General features: G+C 64.1%; 20 protein-coding genes. 11 read left to right on the forward strand and 9 right to left on the reverse strand.

Features of this window, described 5'->3' with window-relative positions; genetic code table 11:
- Positions 1-202 precede the first annotated feature (202 nt).
- From AAFN84_RS22975 to AAFN84_RS23010, 8 genes are all read right to left on the reverse strand, one after another.
- The gene (locus tag AAFN84_RS22975) at positions 203-1690 is read right to left on the reverse strand and encodes a carboxypeptidase M32 (RefSeq protein WP_347517049.1); all 1488 of its coding nucleotides are present in this window, start codon (positions 1688-1690) and stop codon (positions 203-205) included.
- A gap of 2 nt (positions 1691-1692) precedes the next feature.
- The gene (locus AAFN84_RS22980) at positions 1693-2640 is read right to left on the reverse strand and encodes a hypothetical protein (protein ID WP_347517050.1); all 948 of its coding nucleotides are present in this window, start codon (positions 2638-2640) and stop codon (positions 1693-1695) included.
- A gap of 47 nt (positions 2641-2687) precedes the next feature.
- Positions 2688-3719 carry a peptidoglycan -binding protein gene (locus AAFN84_RS22985; protein ID WP_347517051.1) on the reverse strand — a complete coding sequence of 344 codons (1032 nt, stop codon included), beginning with the start codon at positions 3717-3719 and terminating at the stop codon, positions 2688-2690.
- Position 3720: 1 nt separating this feature from the next.
- Positions 3721-4746, reverse strand: a complete 1026-nt coding sequence (locus AAFN84_RS22990) for a MotA/TolQ/ExbB proton channel family protein (RefSeq protein WP_347517052.1) — start codon at positions 4744-4746, stop codon at positions 3721-3723.
- A 136-nt stretch (positions 4747-4882) separates the two neighbouring features.
- On the reverse strand, positions 4883-5674 hold the full coding sequence (locus AAFN84_RS22995) for an inositol monophosphatase family protein (RefSeq protein WP_347517053.1): 792 nt from the start codon (positions 5672-5674) through the stop codon (positions 4883-4885).
- Positions 5675-5701: 27 nt separating this feature from the next.
- The gene (gene efp, locus AAFN84_RS23000) at positions 5702-6268 is read right to left on the reverse strand and encodes an elongation factor P (RefSeq protein WP_347517054.1); all 567 of its coding nucleotides are present in this window, start codon (positions 6266-6268) and stop codon (positions 5702-5704) included.
- Between the two features lie 147 nt (positions 6269-6415).
- Positions 6416-7372, reverse strand: coding sequence for a tetratricopeptide repeat protein (locus AAFN84_RS23005; RefSeq protein ID WP_347517055.1), 957 nt, complete (start codon positions 7370-7372; stop codon positions 6416-6418).
- Positions 7373-7382: 10 nt separating this feature from the next.
- A complete protein-coding gene (locus AAFN84_RS23010) occupies positions 7383-8030 on the reverse strand; it encodes a thiamine phosphate synthase (RefSeq protein WP_347517056.1) in 648 nt (215 codons plus the stop codon).
- 172 nt (positions 8031-8202) lie between these two features.
- Between AAFN84_RS23010 and AAFN84_RS23015 the strand changes: the two genes are divergently transcribed.
- From AAFN84_RS23015 to AAFN84_RS23025, 3 genes are all read left to right on the forward strand, one after another.
- A complete protein-coding gene (locus tag AAFN84_RS23015; protein WP_347517235.1) occupies positions 8203-8973 on the forward strand; it encodes a sulfite exporter TauE/SafE family protein in 771 nt (256 codons plus the stop codon).
- Positions 8974-9021: 48 nt separating this feature from the next.
- The gene (locus AAFN84_RS23020) at positions 9022-10662 is read left to right on the forward strand and encodes an acyl-CoA synthetase (protein WP_347517057.1); all 1641 of its coding nucleotides are present in this window, start codon (positions 9022-9024) and stop codon (positions 10660-10662) included.
- A gap of 393 nt (positions 10663-11055) precedes the next feature.
- The gene (locus tag AAFN84_RS23025) at positions 11056-11589 is read left to right on the forward strand and encodes a DUF1465 family protein (protein WP_347517058.1); all 534 of its coding nucleotides are present in this window, start codon (positions 11056-11058) and stop codon (positions 11587-11589) included.
- On the opposite strand, the gene AAFN84_RS23030 is transcribed toward AAFN84_RS23025, so the two are convergent.
- Positions 11590-12381 (reverse strand): sulfite exporter TauE/SafE family protein, encoded by a 792-nt coding sequence (locus AAFN84_RS23030; protein WP_347517059.1) that lies wholly within the window; start codon positions 12379-12381, stop codon positions 11590-11592. It lies immediately after the preceding gene.
- A gap of 136 nt (positions 12382-12517) precedes the next feature.
- Between AAFN84_RS23030 and ruvC the strand changes: the two genes are divergently transcribed.
- The 8 genes from ruvC (at position 12518) to tolQ (ending at position 17381) form a co-directional block, all read left to right on the forward strand.
- On the forward strand, positions 12518-13036 hold the full coding sequence (ruvC, locus tag AAFN84_RS23035; protein WP_347517060.1) for a crossover junction endodeoxyribonuclease RuvC: 519 nt from the start codon (positions 12518-12520) through the stop codon (positions 13034-13036).
- Positions 13037-13092: 56 nt separating this feature from the next.
- Positions 13093-13341 carry an AbrB/MazE/SpoVT family DNA-binding domain-containing protein gene (locus AAFN84_RS23040; protein WP_347517061.1) on the forward strand — a complete coding sequence of 83 codons (249 nt, stop codon included), beginning with the start codon at positions 13093-13095 and terminating at the stop codon, positions 13339-13341.
- Positions 13341-13754, forward strand: a complete 414-nt coding sequence (locus tag AAFN84_RS23045) for a type II toxin-antitoxin system VapC family toxin (protein ID WP_347517062.1) — start codon at positions 13341-13343, stop codon at positions 13752-13754. The genes AAFN84_RS23040 and AAFN84_RS23045 overlap by 1 nt, the downstream gene beginning before the upstream one ends.
- Positions 13751-14368: a Holliday junction branch migration protein RuvA gene (gene ruvA, locus AAFN84_RS23050; protein WP_347517063.1), complete on the forward strand. Its 618-nt coding sequence runs from the start codon at positions 13751-13753 to the stop codon at positions 14366-14368. Before AAFN84_RS23045 ends, ruvA begins: the two co-directional genes overlap by 4 nt.
- A gap of 42 nt (positions 14369-14410) precedes the next feature.
- Positions 14411-15451 carry a Holliday junction branch migration DNA helicase RuvB gene (ruvB, locus tag AAFN84_RS23055; RefSeq protein ID WP_347517064.1) on the forward strand — a complete coding sequence of 347 codons (1041 nt, stop codon included), beginning with the start codon at positions 14411-14413 and terminating at the stop codon, positions 15449-15451.
- A complete protein-coding gene (locus tag AAFN84_RS23060; RefSeq protein ID WP_347517065.1) occupies positions 15448-15945 on the forward strand; it encodes a GNAT family N-acetyltransferase in 498 nt (165 codons plus the stop codon). Before ruvB ends, AAFN84_RS23060 begins: the two co-directional genes overlap by 4 nt.
- An 18-nt stretch (positions 15946-15963) precedes the next feature.
- Complete coding sequence (gene ybgC, locus AAFN84_RS23065; RefSeq protein WP_347517066.1) at positions 15964-16443, forward strand: tol-pal system-associated acyl-CoA thioesterase; 480 nt, start codon at positions 15964-15966, stop codon at positions 16441-16443.
- Positions 16444-16664: 221 nt separating this feature from the next.
- A complete protein-coding gene (gene tolQ / locus AAFN84_RS23070) occupies positions 16665-17381 on the forward strand; it encodes a protein TolQ (RefSeq protein WP_347517067.1) in 717 nt (238 codons plus the stop codon).
- Positions 17382-17400 lie beyond the last annotated feature (19 nt).

The following is a 17400-nucleotide window of genomic DNA, read 5'->3' on the forward strand; positions in this document are numbered from 1 at the left end:
TAGTGAACGCAGTGTCGCTCTCAAGATCATCATATCTTCGTCATCGGCTCAGCGCGATTCATGGCGCAATAATAGGCACTTATGGCGAATGCTCGGGGCGCGGCCATGATTTGACGTAGAGGAACACGTCCATTTCACGGGCCAGCCGGTCGCCAAATGCGGCGTCGGCAGGCTTGGCTATGGTTAATAAATGATTGCCGCGTCAGGCCGTGCCGTAGCGCTTTTCCAGATGACGACGGAAATGATCCGCGTTGAGCGGCTCGCCGGTCGCGCGCTCGATCAGTTCCGGCGTCGACCAGCGCGACGCCTGCGACCAGATGTGGTCGGATCGCCATTGATTGACCCGGTCGAAGCGGCCTTGCGCGAAGTCGTCGCCCATATCGGGAGATTCGCGTTCGATGGCCGCCCACTGCTGCGCGGCGATCATTGCCCCCAAGGTGTATGACGGGAAATAGCCGAAGGCGCCGGCGGGCCAGTGGACGTCTTGCATCGGGCCATCGGCGGGCGCGTCGATGGTCGAAAGCCCGAGATAGTCCTTCATCTTGGTGTCCCAGGCCTCGGGCAGGTCGGCGACCTCGAGCCGCCCGGAGATCAGGTCCTGCTCCAGTTCGAAGCGCAGGATGACGTGCAGCGGGTATGTCACCTCGTCGGCATCGACGCGGATCAGCCCGCGCTCGACGCCATGGACGTGCGGAAGGATATCGTCGAGGGTCCAGCTCTCGCCGAGATAGCGCTCGACCACGGGCAGAGCCCATTGCCAGAAGGCGGGATTGCGGCCGATCTGCTTCTCGACGAACAGGCTCTGGCTCTCGTGCATGGCCATGCCGCGTGCCTTGGCTGACGGCCAGTGTGCGTTCTCGCGCGGCAGCCCCTGCTCGTAGAGCGCGTGCCCCGTCTCGTGCAGCACGCCCATCAAGGACGAGAGGAATTCGCTGGTGCGGTAGCGCGTGGTGATGCGCACATCAGTCGGGACGCCGCCGCAAAACGGATGGTGCGATATCGACAGGCTGCCGTGGGTGACGTCGAACCCGACGGCTGCCATCATTGCAAGGCCGAGTTCCCGCTGCTTCTCGATGGGATAGGCGCCCGACAAAGGCTTCAGCGGGTGTCTTGAAAGGCGCTCTTCCTGGATCGCCAGGGCTCTCGGCACGAAATCGACCAGAAAGGCCTTGAGTTCATCGAGGACCGGCGCGATGTCGGCGACGCGATTTCCGGGATCGTACTGCTCCATCATCGCGTCATAGGGCTCAAGCCCGAGCGCGTCGGAGCGCAACGCGGCTTCCTCGCGCGCGAGTTCCACCACACCGGTCAGCGCCGGCTGGAAACCGGCCCAGTCGTTGCGAGCCCGCATGTCGCGCCACAATTGTTCGCAACGCATGCGGGTGCGTGTCTGGCGCTCCACGAATTCGGGCGGCAGGCAGGTCAGGTTGAGATGGCTGCGGCGGAATTCCCGCAGCGCTATCGCCTGCTCTTCGTTCAGCGCCTCTCCTTCGGCGGTCTCGATCCAGCCGGAGATGTCCGGCGCCGTCGCCATGCGATGGCGCATGCCGGCGAGAGTCGCCATCGATTCGGCACGGGCCTCGCCGCCACCTACCGCCATGTTGGTTGCCTCGTCGGCCCCGAGGATCGACAGGGCATGGTCGATCGCGTCGATGCGGCGGTAGAGGTCGTCGAGTTTTTCGAATGACATGGCTATCTGCTTTTCTGCGTGGCTGCTCGCATCCAATAGACCGAACCGGGGAACTCTGCGCGTCGGTGCCAGAGCGCGTCGATCGCATCGTCGTTGAGCAGCGTCTGGCCGAGCACGGCATCGACGCTAGTATCCTGGCCGAGATCGCGATCGATCGTGACGAACAGGAACGGCTCGGCGCCGCGCGCTGCCTCAGGCTGCTCCGGACCATGCCAGGAAAAGTTGCCTTCGTTCGACGCCAGGCTGGCCGCGACCGTCAGCTCCGCCGCCGCGCGCGCCGGAACCGCCACATCGTCGGTGCTGGACTCCTCGTAGGCTGTCTCCATCGGCTGCGGGCCGTCGACCTCGTCCCAGAGCTGCATCTCGTCGGGGGTCGGCGAATAGGAGAGGCACCCGCGGCCGCCGCAATCCAATCCCTCCGCCTCCTCGTCTCCGATCTCTCGCCTTGCGGCCTCGATGACGGCGGCCGTCTGGCCCATCAACGGCATGGTGACAATCCGCCAGGCGACGTGCGGCCCGACCCCGAAGGCGTCGGGCGTATCCGCATTTTCCTCACCGTAGGCATCGATCACCTGCTGGCGGATGATCGGCCCGAAATTGTATCGCTCGACGGTGACGAACGACAACGGCGTGTCGGCCTGGATCATCTGCCCGTAGCGAACCATGTAGCGCACACGAGACAGCGGTGCTTCCATGGAATCGATCAGCAGAAGCGCTTTCTCCACGGGGCTGGCCGCGCCGTCGGGGCGCATCGCCCCAGAGCCTGAGAAAAGGCCGACAAGCTCGCCGTCGACGATTTCGGCATCCTCCTGGGCAAAGCCGTCGGCGTTTATGAAGGACGCTATTGCGTCATCGACCTCGTCGGCATTGGCGGCAGAACAAAGGATGGCGGCCGTGACGGTGATGCAAAGGGCAAGGGGCTTGAGCATGGCAGTGGCGACGGTTTTCATGTTTGATGCTGGGTTCAACGACGGTCAGAAATCCGCATTCGTCTACCTCAACGCTCGGTGAGCTTGAGCTCAATACGGCGGTTGCGGTTGCGCGCCTCGGGCGTGTCCGCTGGGTCGAGCGGCTGGAATTCGCCAAAGCCGGCCGCGACCAGTCTTTCGGGCGGCACACCGTTCTCGATCAGGAATTTGACCACCGAGGTCGCGCGCGCCGACGAGAGTTCCCAGTTGTCGCGATACCGACCGGTGCCGGAAAGTGGGATGTTGTCGGTGTGGCCATCGACCCGGAGCACCCAGTTGATCTCCGGCGGAATCTCGCGCTGCAATTCGAGGATGGCGCCGGCGAGCTTTTCCATCTCCTCGCGGCCGGCATCGTTGATCACGTCCGATCCGGACGGGAAAAGCACCTCCGACTGGAATACGAAGCGGTCGCCGACGATGCGGATGTTCTCACGGTCCGACAAAATCTCGCGCAGACGGCCGAAGAAGTCGGAGCGATAGCGGTTCAGTTCCTGAACGCGCTGCGCCAGCGCGACGTTGAGGCGGCGGCCGAGATCGGCGATCTTGGTATTGGATTCGGCATCGCGGGCCTCGGACGCTTCGAGCGCCGCCTCCAGCGCGCCGATCTGGCTGCGGAGCGCGGAAATCTGGCGGTTGAGCAGTTCCACCTGGCTGAGCGCCCGCTGGCTGATCTGGCGCTCGGCGTCGAGTTCTCCCGAAAGCTGGCCAGCGCGTGCCTCGGCTTCCTCGCTGACGCCCGCTCCGGATGCGAGCAGGTCTTCGAGACGCGAACGTTCACCCTCGGATTCCTCCAGCGATGCGCGCATGTTGGAGAGCATGTCCTCCAGGTCCTGCGTGTTGGATTGCTCCAGCGCCAGCAGCTGCGTCAATTCGTTGATCTGCGAATTGAGGCGCGTGAGCACCTCGTCGCGGCCGGTGATTTCCTGGCTGAGCAGGAACTGCGCCAGCACGAATACGGAAAGCAGAAACATGATGGCGAGAAGCAGCGTCGACAAAACGTCGACGAAGCCGGGCCAATAGTCGATATGGCGATCGCCGCGCCGGTTGCGCGCAAGCGCCATGTCAGCTCTTCTCCTGCTTGCGGATGGCGTCTGCAAGCTTGTCGAGGGTCACGCGCATTGCCTTCTGCTCGTTGGCCTGGGCCTCGACCCAGTCGCGCATGATCTGCTGCTCGTTGCGCATGTTCTTGACCAAGCCGGATATGCCATCGGCCAGGCTCGCCATGGAGGCGGCGATGCGCGGACTGGAGGCGCCTTCTCCCTCCTGCATCGTGCGCAGGCGCTCCGACAGCGCCTTGAGTTCTTCGGTATTGTTTGCCTTGTCGGCCCCGACAACGAAGTCGGAACCGACATCGGTGACGGATGACAGCCAGTTTTCCAGCTCGGTGTAGAAGCGCGTCTGGGCGCGGCCGGCCTGCAGATCGAGAAAGCCGAGTACGAGCGAGCCCGCGAGACCGAAGAGCGACGAGGAAAACGCCGTCCCCATGCCGGCGAGTGGCGCCGTGAGGCCGTCCTTCAGCGAATCGATCACGTCATTGGTGTTGCCCGAGCCCGGGTCAAGCGTCTGGATCGTGTTGCCGATCGAACTGATCGTCTGCAGCAGGCCCCAGAAAGTACCGAGCAGGCCGAGGAACACGAGCAGGCCGGTGAGATAGCGGCTGATGTCGCGGCTCTCGTCCAGTCGGGTCGCGATCGAGTCGAGGATCGAGCGCATCGACGTGGTCGACAGCGACATCGCCGACGACCGTCCCAGCAGTGCCTTCATCGGCGCGAGCAGCACCGGATCGCGCGCCTGGGTGCCGGCACGGAACGAATTGACCCAGCGCACCTCGCGGAACAGGCGCAGGACCTGACCGAAAACCAGCAGAATACCGACCGCAAGCACGCCGAGAATGAGCCCGTTCAAGCCCGGATTGGTCTGGAAGGCCGACGAGATCTGGCGGTAGAGAATGGCGACGACGAAGCCGGCGATCGCCAGGAAGATCAGCATCGAGAACAGGAAAACCTGGGGGCTCGACAGGTTTCGCGGATCGTATTCCGAGTCCTCGGACAGGCCGTCGTCCGCTCCCAAGGATCTGAGAAATGCCATTCGCGCGCCTCTAATTCGAATTCCGCATCAAAGTGATCGCGACTCTAAACGGAATTATGACGAAATTGAAAGACGTTGTGCCGGGCGCACCGCCGCGCGTCGCTCCCGTCAAACCCCCGATGCCTTGTGATACGGTTCAGGCCGTCTTCTGGATCGTCTTGAGCAACGCACGGTGGATCGGTTCGTTGCCGGCGACGATGCTGCCTTCGTCGAACATGTCCTGCCCACCCTTGTGGTCGGTACAGAAGCCACCGGCCTCGCGCACCAGCAGGATGCCCGCAGCGACGTCCCAAGGCGCAAGCCAGTTTTCCCAGTAGCCGTCGACGCGTCCCGCCGCCACATAGGCGAGGTCGAGGGCGGCCGAGCCGAACCTGCGGATGCCGGCGGTCTCTCCCATGACGTTCTTGAGTTCGAGCAGCGCCCGGCCATGATGGCCGCGTCCGAGATGCGGGACGCCGGTGCTCACCACCGCGTCGGAGAGATGCTTGCGCGCCGCGACACGAAGCCGGCGGTCGTTCATGAACGCGCCGCCGCCGCGTTCGGCGGTATAGAGCTCGTCCATCGCCGGGTTGTAGACGACACCGGCGACGATCTGGCCCTGCCGCTCCAGCGCGATCGAGATCGAGAAGATCGGGATGCCGTGCAGGAAGTTGGTGGTGCCGTCGAGCGGATCGACGATCCAGCGGTGCTGGTCGTCATCGCCTTCGACGGCGCCGCGCTCCTCCATCAGGAAGGAATAGCCCGGCCGAACCTTGGAAAGCTCGGCGTGGATGATCTCTTCCGCCTTGCGATCGGCCTGGCTGACATAGTCGCCGGGTCCCTTCAGGGACACCTGCAGGTTCTGGACCTCGCCAAAGTCGCGCGCCAGCGACCGGCCGGCCTTCATGGCGGTCTGCACCATGACGTTGATGATCGCTGAGCGGGCCATGAGGTAATCCGTCTCGTGCTGGCCGCGTCAGTCGGCGCGGCGCAGGTAGGTGATTTCGTTGGTGTCGACGACGATGCGCTCGCCGGACGAGATGAATGGCGGCACCAGGACACGGATGCCGTTTTCGAGCACTGCCGGCTTGTAGGACGAGGCAGCGGTCTGGCCCTTCACGACCGGGTCGGCTTCGGTGATGGTCAGCGTCACGTGATCGGGCAGCGAGATGCCGATCGGGCGCTCTTCATGCAGCTCCACGGTAACCTTCATGCCGTCCTGCAGGAACGCGGCGCGATCGCCGACGAAATCCTTGAGGAGTTCGAGCTGCTCGTAGCTCTCGTCGTCCATGAACACCAACGCCTCCCCCTGCTCGTAGAGGAAGGTGAAGTCCTTCTGCTCGAGGCGAACCTTCTCGACCGTTTCGGCAGCGCGGAAGCGCTCGTTCAGCTTGGTGCCGTTGATGAGGTTCTTCAACTCGACCTGGTTGTAGGCGCCGCCCTTGCCGGGCTTCACCGCATTGGTCTTCACCGCCACCCACAGGCCGCCATCGTGCTCGATGACATTGCCGGGACGGATTTCGTTGCCGTTGATCTTAGCCATTGCTCGTTTCCGGGATTTCTGGTCGCATACCGTAGCCGGCACGCATTCGGCGCTTCCAAGACCACAAAACGCCGCGCGAAGCAAGATAGCGCGCTACAGGACGGCGGATGCAGTCGAGCGACGTATCGAGTTCGGCCCGCACTCCGGCTACAGAATGGCGGCGCGTCGCCTGGCGAGGTCAAGTTCCTCTTCGGTGAGGCCGTCGATGTGGTCTTCCATCACCTGGTCGACGAGCCCGGCGCGGCGCGCGCGCAGATACCAGGCGACGGCCGTCACCCTGTCGGCCTCGACGCCGACGCCGGAACGGTAGAGCTTGGCGACCCGGTTCTGCGCAGCGGGATTGCCGGCGCGAGCAGCGCGCATCAGCCACGCAAAACCGGCCTTTTCCTGCTCGGCGCCGCCGCGACCCTCGACCAGCATCGTGCCGAGTTCGATCTGGGCGGTGTCGTAGTTCTGGTTCGCGGCCAGTTCCAGCCAGTAGCGGGCCTTGTCCAGGTCGACCGGTTTGCCGCCGGTGCCGTTGCGAAAAAACTGCGCCATCGCGTACTGCGCATCCGCAAGACCGCCTTCGGCCGCCATTTCGTAATATTCCGCGGCCCGCTCGCGTCCACGTTCGGTCGGGTCGCGATCAGCCAGCATCTGGGCGAAGTTGAACCGTGCGAGGCGGTGACCGGCATCCGCGGCGCGCTCCATCAGCGAAAAGGCCCGCTCTTCGTCGCGAAATTCGGCGCCGCCGTCGAGCAGGATCATGGCGAGCTGGAACAGTGCTTCGGGAACGTCTTGCTCGGCGGCCTTCCCGTACCATTCCACGGCTTTGGCCATGTCGCGGCGGACGCCGAGACCGCTGGAATAGATCTCGCCGATCAACGCCTGTGCCGCAGGATCGCCGTCGAGCGCCAACGGCGTGGCGAGGTTGAGGGCCGTGATGTAGTAGCCGCGCTGATAAGCGCTGTAGGCTGCATCGGCTGGCCGGCTGCCGAAGCGGTCGGGATCGATCGCCTCGATTTCAGGCGCGGTTACCCTGCCGCCATCGGGCGCGAGCTGCTGGGCCGATCCAGGGGTGGCGGCAAGCAGCCCGATCAGGACGAGAACAGTGCGTCGCATGGTCCTGGCGTCAACCCTCATCGAAGCGGGGTGCCTGGTCGAGCAATTCATTGGCGCGGGCGACAGCTTGCGCAGGGTCGATGCCATCGCCGAACACGGCCGCGGACAGCGCGACGAAATCGACTCCGGTTTCGGCCACGGCGGCCAGACCTGCCAGATCCGAACCGGCCATCACGATGCAGGGAATGCGCACCATCTCTCCCCACCACTCGCCAAGCTTGAGGTTGCGCGGGTGCGGCTCCGGCTTGTTGTCGTAGCCGAACTTGCCAAAGAACATGTAATCCGGCTGGACCTCGCCAAGTTCGAGCGCGTCGTCGCGGGTTGTCGCACCACCGGTGCCGACCATCAGTTTCGCCTGGTGCTTCTCGACGATCTCTGCCAGCGCCTGCTTGGAACCTTCGAAATGGATGCCGTCGGCGCGGCAGCGCGCGGCGATGCGCGGATCGCCGGCGATCATGACGGCGAGGCCTGCCGCCTGCGCGCCGGGGATGATCGCTTCCGCATAGCTCTGGAACTCATCGTCGTCGGCCTCCCACTGCGGCAGGATGAGAGAGGCAACATCGCCGCCCTCAAACGCCGACAGGATGCGCTTCGGCTCCTCGCGGGGCGGAGCGATGAGGACAATGCGGCAGCGGTCGGGCGCTTCGGTCGGGTTCATGGTGTTCCTGCGCGGGTTCGGCCTCAATGGCGGGCGATCGTGGTGGGAATGCGGCATAGAACACGCGGCGCGTTTTGAACAGCATCGCATGTGGCGGGGCGCCGATGTCATGGTCTCGCCAAGGCGATCGATTGCGGATATGGCTTTGCGCGAAAGGCCAGCCTACCGCGAAATGGAATCCCTCCTCACCGATCCCTGGTTCTACGCCGCCGCCCTGCCGGCGGTGATCGTCGTCGGCCTGTCCAAGGGCGGGCTGGGTGGCGCGACCGCGCTGATCGGCGTGCCGCTGATGGCGCTGGTGGTGTCGCCGGTGCAGGCGGCGGCGATCCTGCTTCCCATCCTGATCGTGATGGACATGGTATCGCTCTGGGCATGGCGCGGCGAGCGCGACCCCATGACATTGAAGCTGATGCTGCCTGGCGCGCTTGCGGGCATCGCCATCGGCTGGCTGACGGCGGCCATGGTGACGGCGGGCGCCGTCCGGCTCATCGTCGGGATCGTCTCGCTGGCGTTCTTCTTGCGCTGGGTCCTTCAGAAGCTGTCGTCGGCAGACAGGACACGGCCGCACCACGCGGGCAAGGCGACGGTGTGGGCGCTAGTGTCCGGCTTCACCAGCTTTGTCGCCCACGCGGGCGGGCCGCCCTACCAGGTCTACGCGCTGCCCCTCAAGCAGAGCCCGTCGATCTATGTCGGCACGAGTGTCGTCTTCTTCGCCATCGTCAATGCGGTGAAGCTGGTGCCCTATTTCGCGCTCGGCCAGTTCGATGGCACCAATCTCACCGCATCCGCCGTGCTGATGCCGATCGCGCCGGTGGCGACACTCGCTGGAGCGTGGATCGTCCGGCGCATGAAGCCCGAGATCTTCTATCCGTTCATGTACACGATGGTCCTGGTCGTCGGCTCCAAGCTCGTCTGGGACGGGATCATCGAAATCTGGGGATGATGACGACCGCGCGGCCATGTGCATAATCCCGCGCGCAGGAGGGAGACCATGACCAATCCATACGCAATCGGCCTCGACAAGAATGCCGCCAATTATCAGCCGCTGACCCCGCTTTCCTACCTCGAACGGGCGGCGAAGGTGTTCCCGGATCAGCTTGCCATCATTCATGGCGCCACCCGGTGGACCTACCGCGAGTTCTGGCGGCGGTCCCTCAAGCTCGCTTCGGCGCTGGCCGAGCGGGGCGTCGGCAAGGGCGACACGGTGACGGTGATGCTGTCAAACACGCCGCCGATGCTGGAAGCGCATTTCGGCGTGCCGATGGTCAAGGCGGTGCTGCATTCGCTGAACACGCGGCTCGATGCCGCCATCGTCGCCTTCCAGCTCGACCATGCTGAAACCAAGGTGCTGATCATCGACCGCGAGTTCTCCGGGGTCGTGAAGGAAGCGCTGGCGCTGGCAAGCGTGAAGCCGCTGGTCATCGACTATGACGATCCCGACTATGGCGACGACGCCCCCTATGCCAAGGGCGAGCGGCTCGGCACGATCGACTATGAGGATTTCGTCGCTTCAGGCGACGATGGATTTGCGTGGTCGATGCCCGACGACGAATGGGACGCGATCTCGCTGAACTACACGTCGGGGACCACGGGCAACCCCAAGGGCGTCGTCTACCACCATCGCGGTGCGGCGCTGATGGCCTATGCAAACACGATCCACGCCGGCATGGGGCGCCATCCGGTCTATCTGTGGACGCTGCCGATGTTTCATTGCAACGGCTGGTGTTTTCCCTGGACGCTCGCCGTGACCGGCGGGACGCATGTCTGCCTGCGCTGGGTGCGCGCCAGGGCGATGTACGATGCGATCGCCGATCACGGCGTCACCCATCTGTGCGGCGCACCGGTGGTGATGTCGACGCTGATCAACGCGGCAGCCGCAGACAAGCGCGACTTCCCGCAGACAGTCACGTTCAACACCGCAGCCGCGCCGCCGCCGGAGGCGGTGCTGTCAGGCATGGCAGATGCCGGTTTCGCCGTTACCCACCTTTACGGGCTGACCGAGACCTACGGACCGGCGGTGGTCAACGAATGGCATTCCAACTGGGACCATCTGGATCGCAACGCGCGCACGGTGAAAAAAGCGCGACAGGGCGTGCGCTATGCGGCGCTCGAGGAACTAACCGTCATGGACCCGGCAACCATGCAACGGACACCGCCGGATGGCGAGACCATCGGCGAAGTGATGTTCCGCGGCAACATCGTCATGAAGGGCTATCTGAAGAACACCAAGGCCACCGACGAGGCGTTTGCCGGCGGTTGGTTCCATTCGGGAGACCTGGGGGTGATGCACCGCGACGGTTATATCCAGCTCAAGGACCGTTCCAAGGACATCATCATCTCCGGTGGCGAGAACATTTCCTCGATTGAGGTCGAGGACGCGCTTTACAAGCACCCGGCGGTCGCTTCGTGCGGCGTGGTGGCGCGGCCTGACGACAAATGGGGCGAGACACCCGTGGCCTATGTCGAGCTCAAGCTGGGCACGAGCGCAAGCGAAGAGGAGATCATCGAACACTGCCGCGGCCTGCTGGCGCGCTTCAAGTGCCCGCGCACCGTCGTATTCGCGGAGATCCCCAAGACGTCGACCGGGAAGATCCAGAAGTTCAGGCTACGGGACATGGCCAGGGAGTTGTAAACCTGCGCGGCGGGGGAAGCAGGCGCGGACGCTGCGTAAATTGTCTCGATACGGGACAAATTTTCGGCTTGTTAACCATTCTGTTAAGCTTCGGTTAAGCTTTACATGTCATTACTGTGGGCATCCAGTGATCTGGATTCTTACCGAGTGGCCGAGCCACTCCGTTTGACGCCTCCCTGTTTAACTCCTGAGAGCCGCTTTTGCGGCTCTTTTTTTGTCTTGCGGCAGCCCCGGGAGCCTGCTCATCCACGTTAACCCTTTGTTAAACACGCACTTGCGTTTGGCCCCTCGGGGGATCAAATTGCCTGTTCCATCGTTTAAGCAGCGCGGCTCACGGGCCGCACGCCATTTCGATGGTCAGGCGGCGTCGAGAGTTCACGGGGTAGCGTTCACATGCAAGAGCAGGGTTTCGAGACCGGCAACACCATCAAGCTCGCCGAAAGGCGCGTGTTCTCCAACTCGTTCAAACCGCTTTACAATGAAGGCATGGCGCTGGTCGAACAGGCGGCGGAGTACCTCGACGGAGAGGGCCGAGCTGCAGCCAAGTCGCTGTCGCGGGTCGGCGCGACGCTCTATGCCGCCGAATCAATGCGGCTGACCACCCGCCTGATGCAGATCGCGTCCTGGCTGCTTTTGCAGCGCGCTGCCAATTCCGGCGAGATGACGCGCGATCAGGTAGCCTCGGAAAAATCCAAGGTGAGGCTCGACACGGCGTCGGCACAGGACGACACCCCGGGATGGTCGGACCTGCCGGAATCCTTCCGCGCAATCGTCGATCATTCGCTGCGCCTGCAGGCGCTGGTTCGGCGCATGGACGACCAGATTTATGGCGAGATCGTTGGCCGGGGTCCGGTCGGTGCCGTGCGGACGGGCAATCCGGTGTCCGACCAGCTCAATCTCCTGCAGACCGCATTCGCGCGCGGCTGATCAGCCGCCCAGCGCTGCCGCGGCGGCGTGAAAGACCCTGTCGAAAACCGGCAGCGCGAGGATGGCGGCGGCCAGGATGAGCGTGAAGGTGGCGATGCGGTAGAGCCTCTCGCCGCCGCGCGTGAAAGCGGACGTTCCCGCCACTATGCCTGCAAAGTAGAGCGGCGCGGCAATCAGCGCCCGCATGGCGACTTCCCACTGGAACAGGCCTGCGATCCAGAGATTGCCGAGCGCGACGAACTCGCCAATGAAGAACAGCGAGAGCAGGTTGGCGCGAACCAGAACGGCCGGCAGCCCGGCGGTCATCCAGTAGGCGATCACCGGTGGACCGGGCACGGACGCGATTCCCGACAGGGTGCCGGCAACACCGCCAACCGCGAACGACGTCGCCAGGTTGCGCGGACCGTGATAGGTCCAGCGCGACCAAAGCACCCCGACACAGGCAAGGATAGCGAGGCTGATGAGCCAGCGCAGGACCTCTTCGTCGCCATTGACGAGGATGAAGACGCCGATCGGGAAGCAGACGAACAGACCCGCCGCCACCGGCACAACCTCCCGCCATACGGCGATGCGCAGCGCCGGCAGGGTGACGGGGATGGTCGGCAGCGAATCCATCAACACGACGATGGCGAGCGCTGCCTGTGGTCCGTAGATGGCGCCTGCAACCGGCGCCACGATCATGCCGGTGCCGAACCCCGAAATTCCCCTTGCGATGCCCGCAAGCGTCACCACCGCGAGCAGGACGAGAAAAGGTAGGTCGAACGGCGGAAAGGGCCAGTCAAGCGGGTTCATGGCGCCGCTGTCACATGCCGGAGGCGGGTCCGCTAGGGCACAATGCGGCGGCACCCGATGGGCCAACCCAAACATCTGTTTCTGATTTGTTCACTTTCGCATGGCATTCCACGGTCGATGGAATAGGGTGGCTTGCATGAACAGCGCGATTCGAATCATCGGCATCGATCCCGGCCTGCGCCGAACAGGCTGGGGGATTGTCGAGGCTCAGGCCAATTCGCTGCGTTTCGTGGCGGCAGGCACGGTTCACTCCAACGGCAAGGCCGATCTCGCCTCGCGGCTGTGCGAGCTTCATGACGGCTTGTCCGCCATCGTCCATGGTCAGAGGCCGGACGAGGCGGCGGTAGAACAGACCTTCGTCAACAAGGACGCGACCGCCACCCTCAAGCTCGGCCAGGCCCGGGGCATCGCCATGCTGGTCCCGGCCCTTGCCGGTCTGCCGGTGGCGGAATATGCACCCAATGCCGTGAAGAAGGCGGTGATCGGCGTCGGCCACGGCGACAAGAAGCAGATCCACATGATGGTGCGCGTGCTGATGCCGAAGGCGACGTTCGATACCGACGACGCCGCCGATGCGCTGGCGATCGCCATCTGCCATGCGCATCATCGTCAAAGCGTCGCCGGCAGGCTGGCCGCATTGGCCCGGGCCAGCTAGCTATGTTCTTGACTTGTTCTGTTGTGGGCAGTAAGTAATACCTGAGAGGTATTACCATGCGTGTCACTGAAAAAGGCCAAGTCACGATCCCGAAGAACATCCGGCGCCACCTAGGGATCGCGCCGGGCAGCGAGGTGGAGTTCGTCTTCACCGACGAGGGCGCGCTGCTCAGGAAGGCGGTTAAAGGCCAGCAGGAGCGGAGCGCGGAAGTGCGTGATCTTCTGGACCACATCCGCAAGCACAGGGGATCGATGAACCTCGGCGGCTTGAGCGCCGACGAATTCTATCGAATGATGCGCGACTGATGGCGACGCTGATCGACACCAACGTGCTCCTCGACCTTTTCGAGGTCGGAGGGGAGTGGGAAGCATGGTCCCTGGAACAGGTCGCCATTGCGCGAGAGGTGGGTCCGGTCGTGATTAATCCGCTGATTTACGCAGAGATGGCCGCCGGCTTCGATCGCGAAGCGGAACTGGAGGCCGCATTGCCGCCGACGAAGTTCACGCGCGAGGATCTGCCGTGGCAGGCAGCCTTTCTCGCAGGCCGCGCCTTCCTGCTCTATCGGCGGTCGGGTGGGGCCAAGCGGTCGCCGCTACCCGACTTCTATGTAGGCGCTCATGCGGCCGTCGCCGGGCACTCGCTGCTGACCCGCGACCATGCGCGCTACGCCTCCTATTTCCCCACGCTTCGCATCATAGCTCCAGAGACGCGTCCATGATCGGCAAGCTCAAGGGCACGGTGGACGAGATCGCCGAGGATCACTGCGTCATCGATGTCCACGGCGTCGGCTATGTCGCCTATTGCTCGACGCGGACGCTGTCGGCGCTGGGCGGCGCCGGGGTCGCGGCGGTGCTCTTCATCGAGACCTATGTGCGCGAGGACATGATCCGGCTTTACGGGTTCGGCTCGGTGCTCGAGCGCGAATGGTTCCGCCTGCTGCAGAGTGTGCAGGGCGTCGGCGCGAAGGTCTCGCTAGCGGTGCTCTCGACTCTGACCCCGTCGGAGCTCGCCAATGCGATCGCACTGCGCGACATTGCGATGGTGTCGCGTGCGCCGGGGGTCGGCAAGAAGGTAGCGGAGCGCATCGTTACCGAACTCAAGACCAAGGCACCGGCCTTTGCCGGCGAAGCCTCCGGCACGATTGGCCTCAAGCAGGAACTGGGCGAGGGGGTGGCGCCTGCGCCGGTCGCCGACGCGGTCTCGGCGCTGACCAATCTCGGCTATTCGCGCGACATGGCCGCAAATGCCGTCGCTGCCGCGCTGAGAGCCTCGGGCGAGGATGCGGATTCCGCCAAACTCATCCGCCTGGGACTCAAGGAACTGGCGCGGTGATGCATTGTTGCAACCGCGCCGTCGTCGTGAAATGAAAAGCAGATGAGCCTCTCCCCGCGCCTCATAACGCCGGAAAAGCGTGGCGAAGACGCCGACGTCTCGCTTCGGCCGCAGGCGCTGGACGAGTTTGTCGGCCAGCAGGCGGCACGCGCGAATCTCAAGATCTTCATCGAGGCGGCGAAGAATCGCGGCGAGGCGCTGGACCATGTGCTGTTCGTCGGGCCGCCCGGGCTCGGCAAGACGACGCTGGCGCAGATCATGGCGCGCGAACTGGGCGTCAATTTCCGCTCGACTTCCGGCCCGGTCATCGCGAAGGCAGGCGATCTCGCCGCACTGCTGACCAATCTCGAAGACCGCGACGTCCTCTTCATCGACGAGATCCACCGGCTCAACCCGGCGGTCGAGGAAATCCTCTATCCGGCGATGGAGGATTTCCAGCTCGACCTGATCATCGGCGAGGGACCGGCGGCGCGCTCGGTCAAGATCGACCTGGCACGATTCACGCTGGTCGCGGCGACGACACGGCTGGGACTGCTCACTAATCCGCTGCGCGACCGCTTCGGCATTCCGGTGCGGCTCAATTTCTACACGGTCGAGGAACTCGAACTGATCGTGCGGCGTGGAGCGCGCATCCTGTCGCTGCCGATGACCGACGAGGGCTCGGTGGAGATCGCGCGGCGGGCACGCGGTACGCCTCGCATCGCCGGCAGGCTGCTGCGGCGGGTCCGTGACTTCGCCACCGTCGCGGGTGCAGAGACCGTCGACCGCAAGGTAGCAGACGCAGCCCTGTCGCGCCTCGAAGTCGACGCACTCGGGCTGGACGAACTGGACCGGCGCTATCTCGGCATGATCGCACGCAATTTTGGTGGGGGCCCGGTCGGAATCGAGACGATCGCGGCCGGTCTGTCGGAGCCTCGCGACGCGATTGAGGACATCATCGAGCCCTACCTCATCCAGCAGGGCTTCATCCAGCGCACGCCACGTGGCCGCGTGCTGACGGCAAACGCCTGGCGCCATATGGGGCTGGACGCGCCCAAGGATCTTGCCCAACAGCAGATCACGCTGTTCCAGGAGGAGAGTTGAGCGCGCGGGACTACAGGCCCGGCGTCATCGGCCAGATCGTTCGCCTCCATGCGGATTACTATGCGCGCGAATGGAACTTCGGTCTTGGTTTCGAGGCGAAGGTAGCGACCGAACTGTCGGCGTTCCTGTCCGGCTTCCGCGACGGGCGCGACTTCTTCTGCTGTGAATTTTCCATAGACGGAGACGTGCTGGGCACGGTCAGCCTTGAGGCGCCCGTCGAGGGTGAGCCGCTTGGCCATTTGCGCTGGTTCATCCTGTCGGATGATGCGCGCGGTACGGGACTGGGCAGGCGTCTGCTGATGCGGGCGCTGGCGCATGCTGACGCGCAGGGTTTTGCGGGAACCTACCTGACGACATTCGCAGGGCTGAGCGCGGCGCGTCATCTGTATGAAAGCTGCGGCTTCACGCTCGTGGCGCAGGCTGATATCGATCAGTGGCAGGGTGGGGTGCGCGAGCAGCGGTTCGAGCGGATGCCATCTGGGACGACGGACTGAATACGGGACCAGGGCGACATGCAAGATCATACCGGCTCCGCCGCCACGCCTTCCATCTCCGGCGAATTGACGGCGACCGGCCATCGGCTGCTGGCGCGGGTCTACTATGCCGACACCGATTTTTCAGGCGTCGTCTATCATGCCCGCTACCTCGAGTTCCTCGAGCGCGGGCGCTCGGACTGCCTGCGCCTGGCGGGCGTTCACCACACAGAACTCGCCGACGGCAAGCATGGCGAGAAACTCGTTTGGGTGGTTCGACGGATGGAGATCGACTTCCGCGCGCCGGCACGCATCGACGACGTGCTGACGATCGACACCCGGACCGAGACCGTATCGGGCGCACGCATCTTCATGGCGCAGCAGATCAGGCGTGGCGATGACGTCCTGATCGAGGCGCGGGTGGAAGCCGCGATCATCTCCGAGAGCGGTCGGCCGCGCCGCTTCCCCAGGGAATGGCTCGCCGCCTTCATGCCTGGCGCGCCAGACGCCGCCGACTAGCGTCGAGCGCTTCATAACCCATCCTTAACCTTAACGGCCCATGAAGATCATGGTGAAGAATGCGTGGGACGCTCACGCCTTCGTTTCACCAAATTTGGCCCGGAAAAGGCCGGAACAGCGTATCGAGGGCGGTTCCGACCAATTCGGACGCAACCGAGTGGGAACGATGCGCGCGGGACCGGACCTTGCGAAGGCCCGATACTCTTAGGGACTAAAGATTCATGGAACAATTGGCTCTCGCCGCGCCCGGCGGCGACCACTCGATTTGGGGCCTGTTCTGGCAGGCAGGCTGGGTTGTGAAGCTCGTCATGCTGGGGCTGATCGCGGCTTCGGTGTGGACGTGGGCGATCATCGTCGACAAGCTGCTTTCCTTTGCCCGGATGCGTTCGTCGCTGTCGCGCTTCGAGGAGGTGTTCTGGTCAGGCCAGTCGCTCGAGGAGCTTTACAGAACGCTCTCGGAGCGCAAGACCAACGGCATGGGCGCGGTCTTCGTCGCTGCCATGCGTGAGTGGAAGAAGAGCTTCGAGAAGGGCGTCAAGTCGCCGATCGGCTTGCAGAACCGTATCGACAAGGCGATGGATCTCGCGCTGACGCGCGAGATGGAGCGCCTGGAAGGCCGCCTCGGCTTCCTCGCATCGGTCGGCTCGGCGGCGCCGTTCATTGGTCTCTTCGGAACGGTCGTCGGCATTATGACGTCGTTCCAGGCGATCGCGGCGTCGGGCGCGACCAACCTTGCCGTCGTGGCGCCGGGCATCGCCGAGGCGCTGCTTGCAACCGCATTGGGACTGTTGGCCGCCATTCCGGCGACGATCGCCTACAACAAGCTGTCATCGGATGCCGGCAAGATCGCCCTTCGCATGGAAGGGTTTGCCGACGAGTTTTCCGCCATACTGTCGCGGCAAATCGATGAAAAGGTCCCTGCAAGGGCCGCGGCCTAGACACACACCCCGACGCAGG

The organism is Mesorhizobium sp. CAU 1741, from assembly GCF_039839275.1.
Taxonomy (GTDB): domain Bacteria; phylum Pseudomonadota; class Alphaproteobacteria; order Rhizobiales; family Rhizobiaceae; genus Aerobium.

What these genes read in the sequence shown, in the direction of transcription:
- AAFN84_RS23025 (WP_347517058.1), top strand. Translation starts at nt 11,056, where the DNA reads ATGCAAGAGCAGGGTTTCGAGACCGGCAACACCATCAAGCTCGCCGAA.
- ruvA (WP_347517063.1), top strand. Translation starts at nt 13,751, where the DNA reads ATGATCGGCAAGCTCAAGGGCACGGTGGACGAGATCGCCGAGGATCAC.
- AAFN84_RS23010 (WP_347517056.1), bottom strand. Translation starts at nt 8,030, where the DNA reads ATGAACCCGACCGAAGCGCCCGACCGCTGCCGCATTGTCCTCATCGCT.
- AAFN84_RS23005 (WP_347517055.1), bottom strand. Translation starts at nt 7,372, where the DNA reads ATGCGACGCACTGTTCTCGTCCTGATCGGGCTGCTTGCCGCCACCCCT.
- ruvC (WP_347517060.1), top strand. Translation starts at nt 12,518, where the DNA reads ATGAACAGCGCGATTCGAATCATCGGCATCGATCCCGGCCTGCGCCGA.
- ybgC (WP_347517066.1), top strand. Translation starts at nt 15,964, where the DNA reads ATGCAAGATCATACCGGCTCCGCCGCCACGCCTTCCATCTCCGGCGAA.
- AAFN84_RS22995 (WP_347517053.1), bottom strand. Translation starts at nt 5,674, where the DNA reads ATGGCCCGCTCAGCGATCATCAACGTCATGGTGCAGACCGCCATGAAG.
- AAFN84_RS23040 (WP_347517061.1), top strand. Translation starts at nt 13,093, where the DNA reads ATGCGTGTCACTGAAAAAGGCCAAGTCACGATCCCGAAGAACATCCGG.
- AAFN84_RS23020 (WP_347517057.1), top strand. Translation starts at nt 9,022, where the DNA reads ATGACCAATCCATACGCAATCGGCCTCGACAAGAATGCCGCCAATTAT.
- AAFN84_RS22985 (WP_347517051.1), bottom strand. Translation starts at nt 3,719, where the DNA reads ATGGCGCTTGCGCGCAACCGGCGCGGCGATCGCCATATCGACTATTGG.
- tolQ (WP_347517067.1), top strand. Translation starts at nt 16,665, where the DNA reads ATGGAACAATTGGCTCTCGCCGCGCCCGGCGGCGACCACTCGATTTGG.
- AAFN84_RS22975 (WP_347517049.1), bottom strand. Translation starts at nt 1,690, where the DNA reads ATGTCATTCGAAAAACTCGACGACCTCTACCGCCGCATCGACGCGATC.
- AAFN84_RS23030 (WP_347517059.1), bottom strand. Translation starts at nt 12,381, where the DNA reads ATGAACCCGCTTGACTGGCCCTTTCCGCCGTTCGACCTACCTTTTCTC.
- ruvB (WP_347517064.1), top strand. Translation starts at nt 14,411, where the DNA reads ATGAGCCTCTCCCCGCGCCTCATAACGCCGGAAAAGCGTGGCGAAGAC.
- efp (WP_347517054.1), bottom strand. Translation starts at nt 6,268, where the DNA reads ATGGCTAAGATCAACGGCAACGAAATCCGTCCCGGCAATGTCATCGAG.
- AAFN84_RS23015 (WP_347517235.1), top strand. Translation starts at nt 8,203, where the DNA reads ATGGAATCCCTCCTCACCGATCCCTGGTTCTACGCCGCCGCCCTGCCG.
- AAFN84_RS22990 (WP_347517052.1), bottom strand. Translation starts at nt 4,746, where the DNA reads ATGGCATTTCTCAGATCCTTGGGAGCGGACGACGGCCTGTCCGAGGAC.
- AAFN84_RS23045 (WP_347517062.1), top strand. Translation starts at nt 13,341, where the DNA reads ATGGCGACGCTGATCGACACCAACGTGCTCCTCGACCTTTTCGAGGTC.
- AAFN84_RS22980 (WP_347517050.1), bottom strand. Translation starts at nt 2,640, where the DNA reads ATGAAAACCGTCGCCACTGCCATGCTCAAGCCCCTTGCCCTTTGCATC.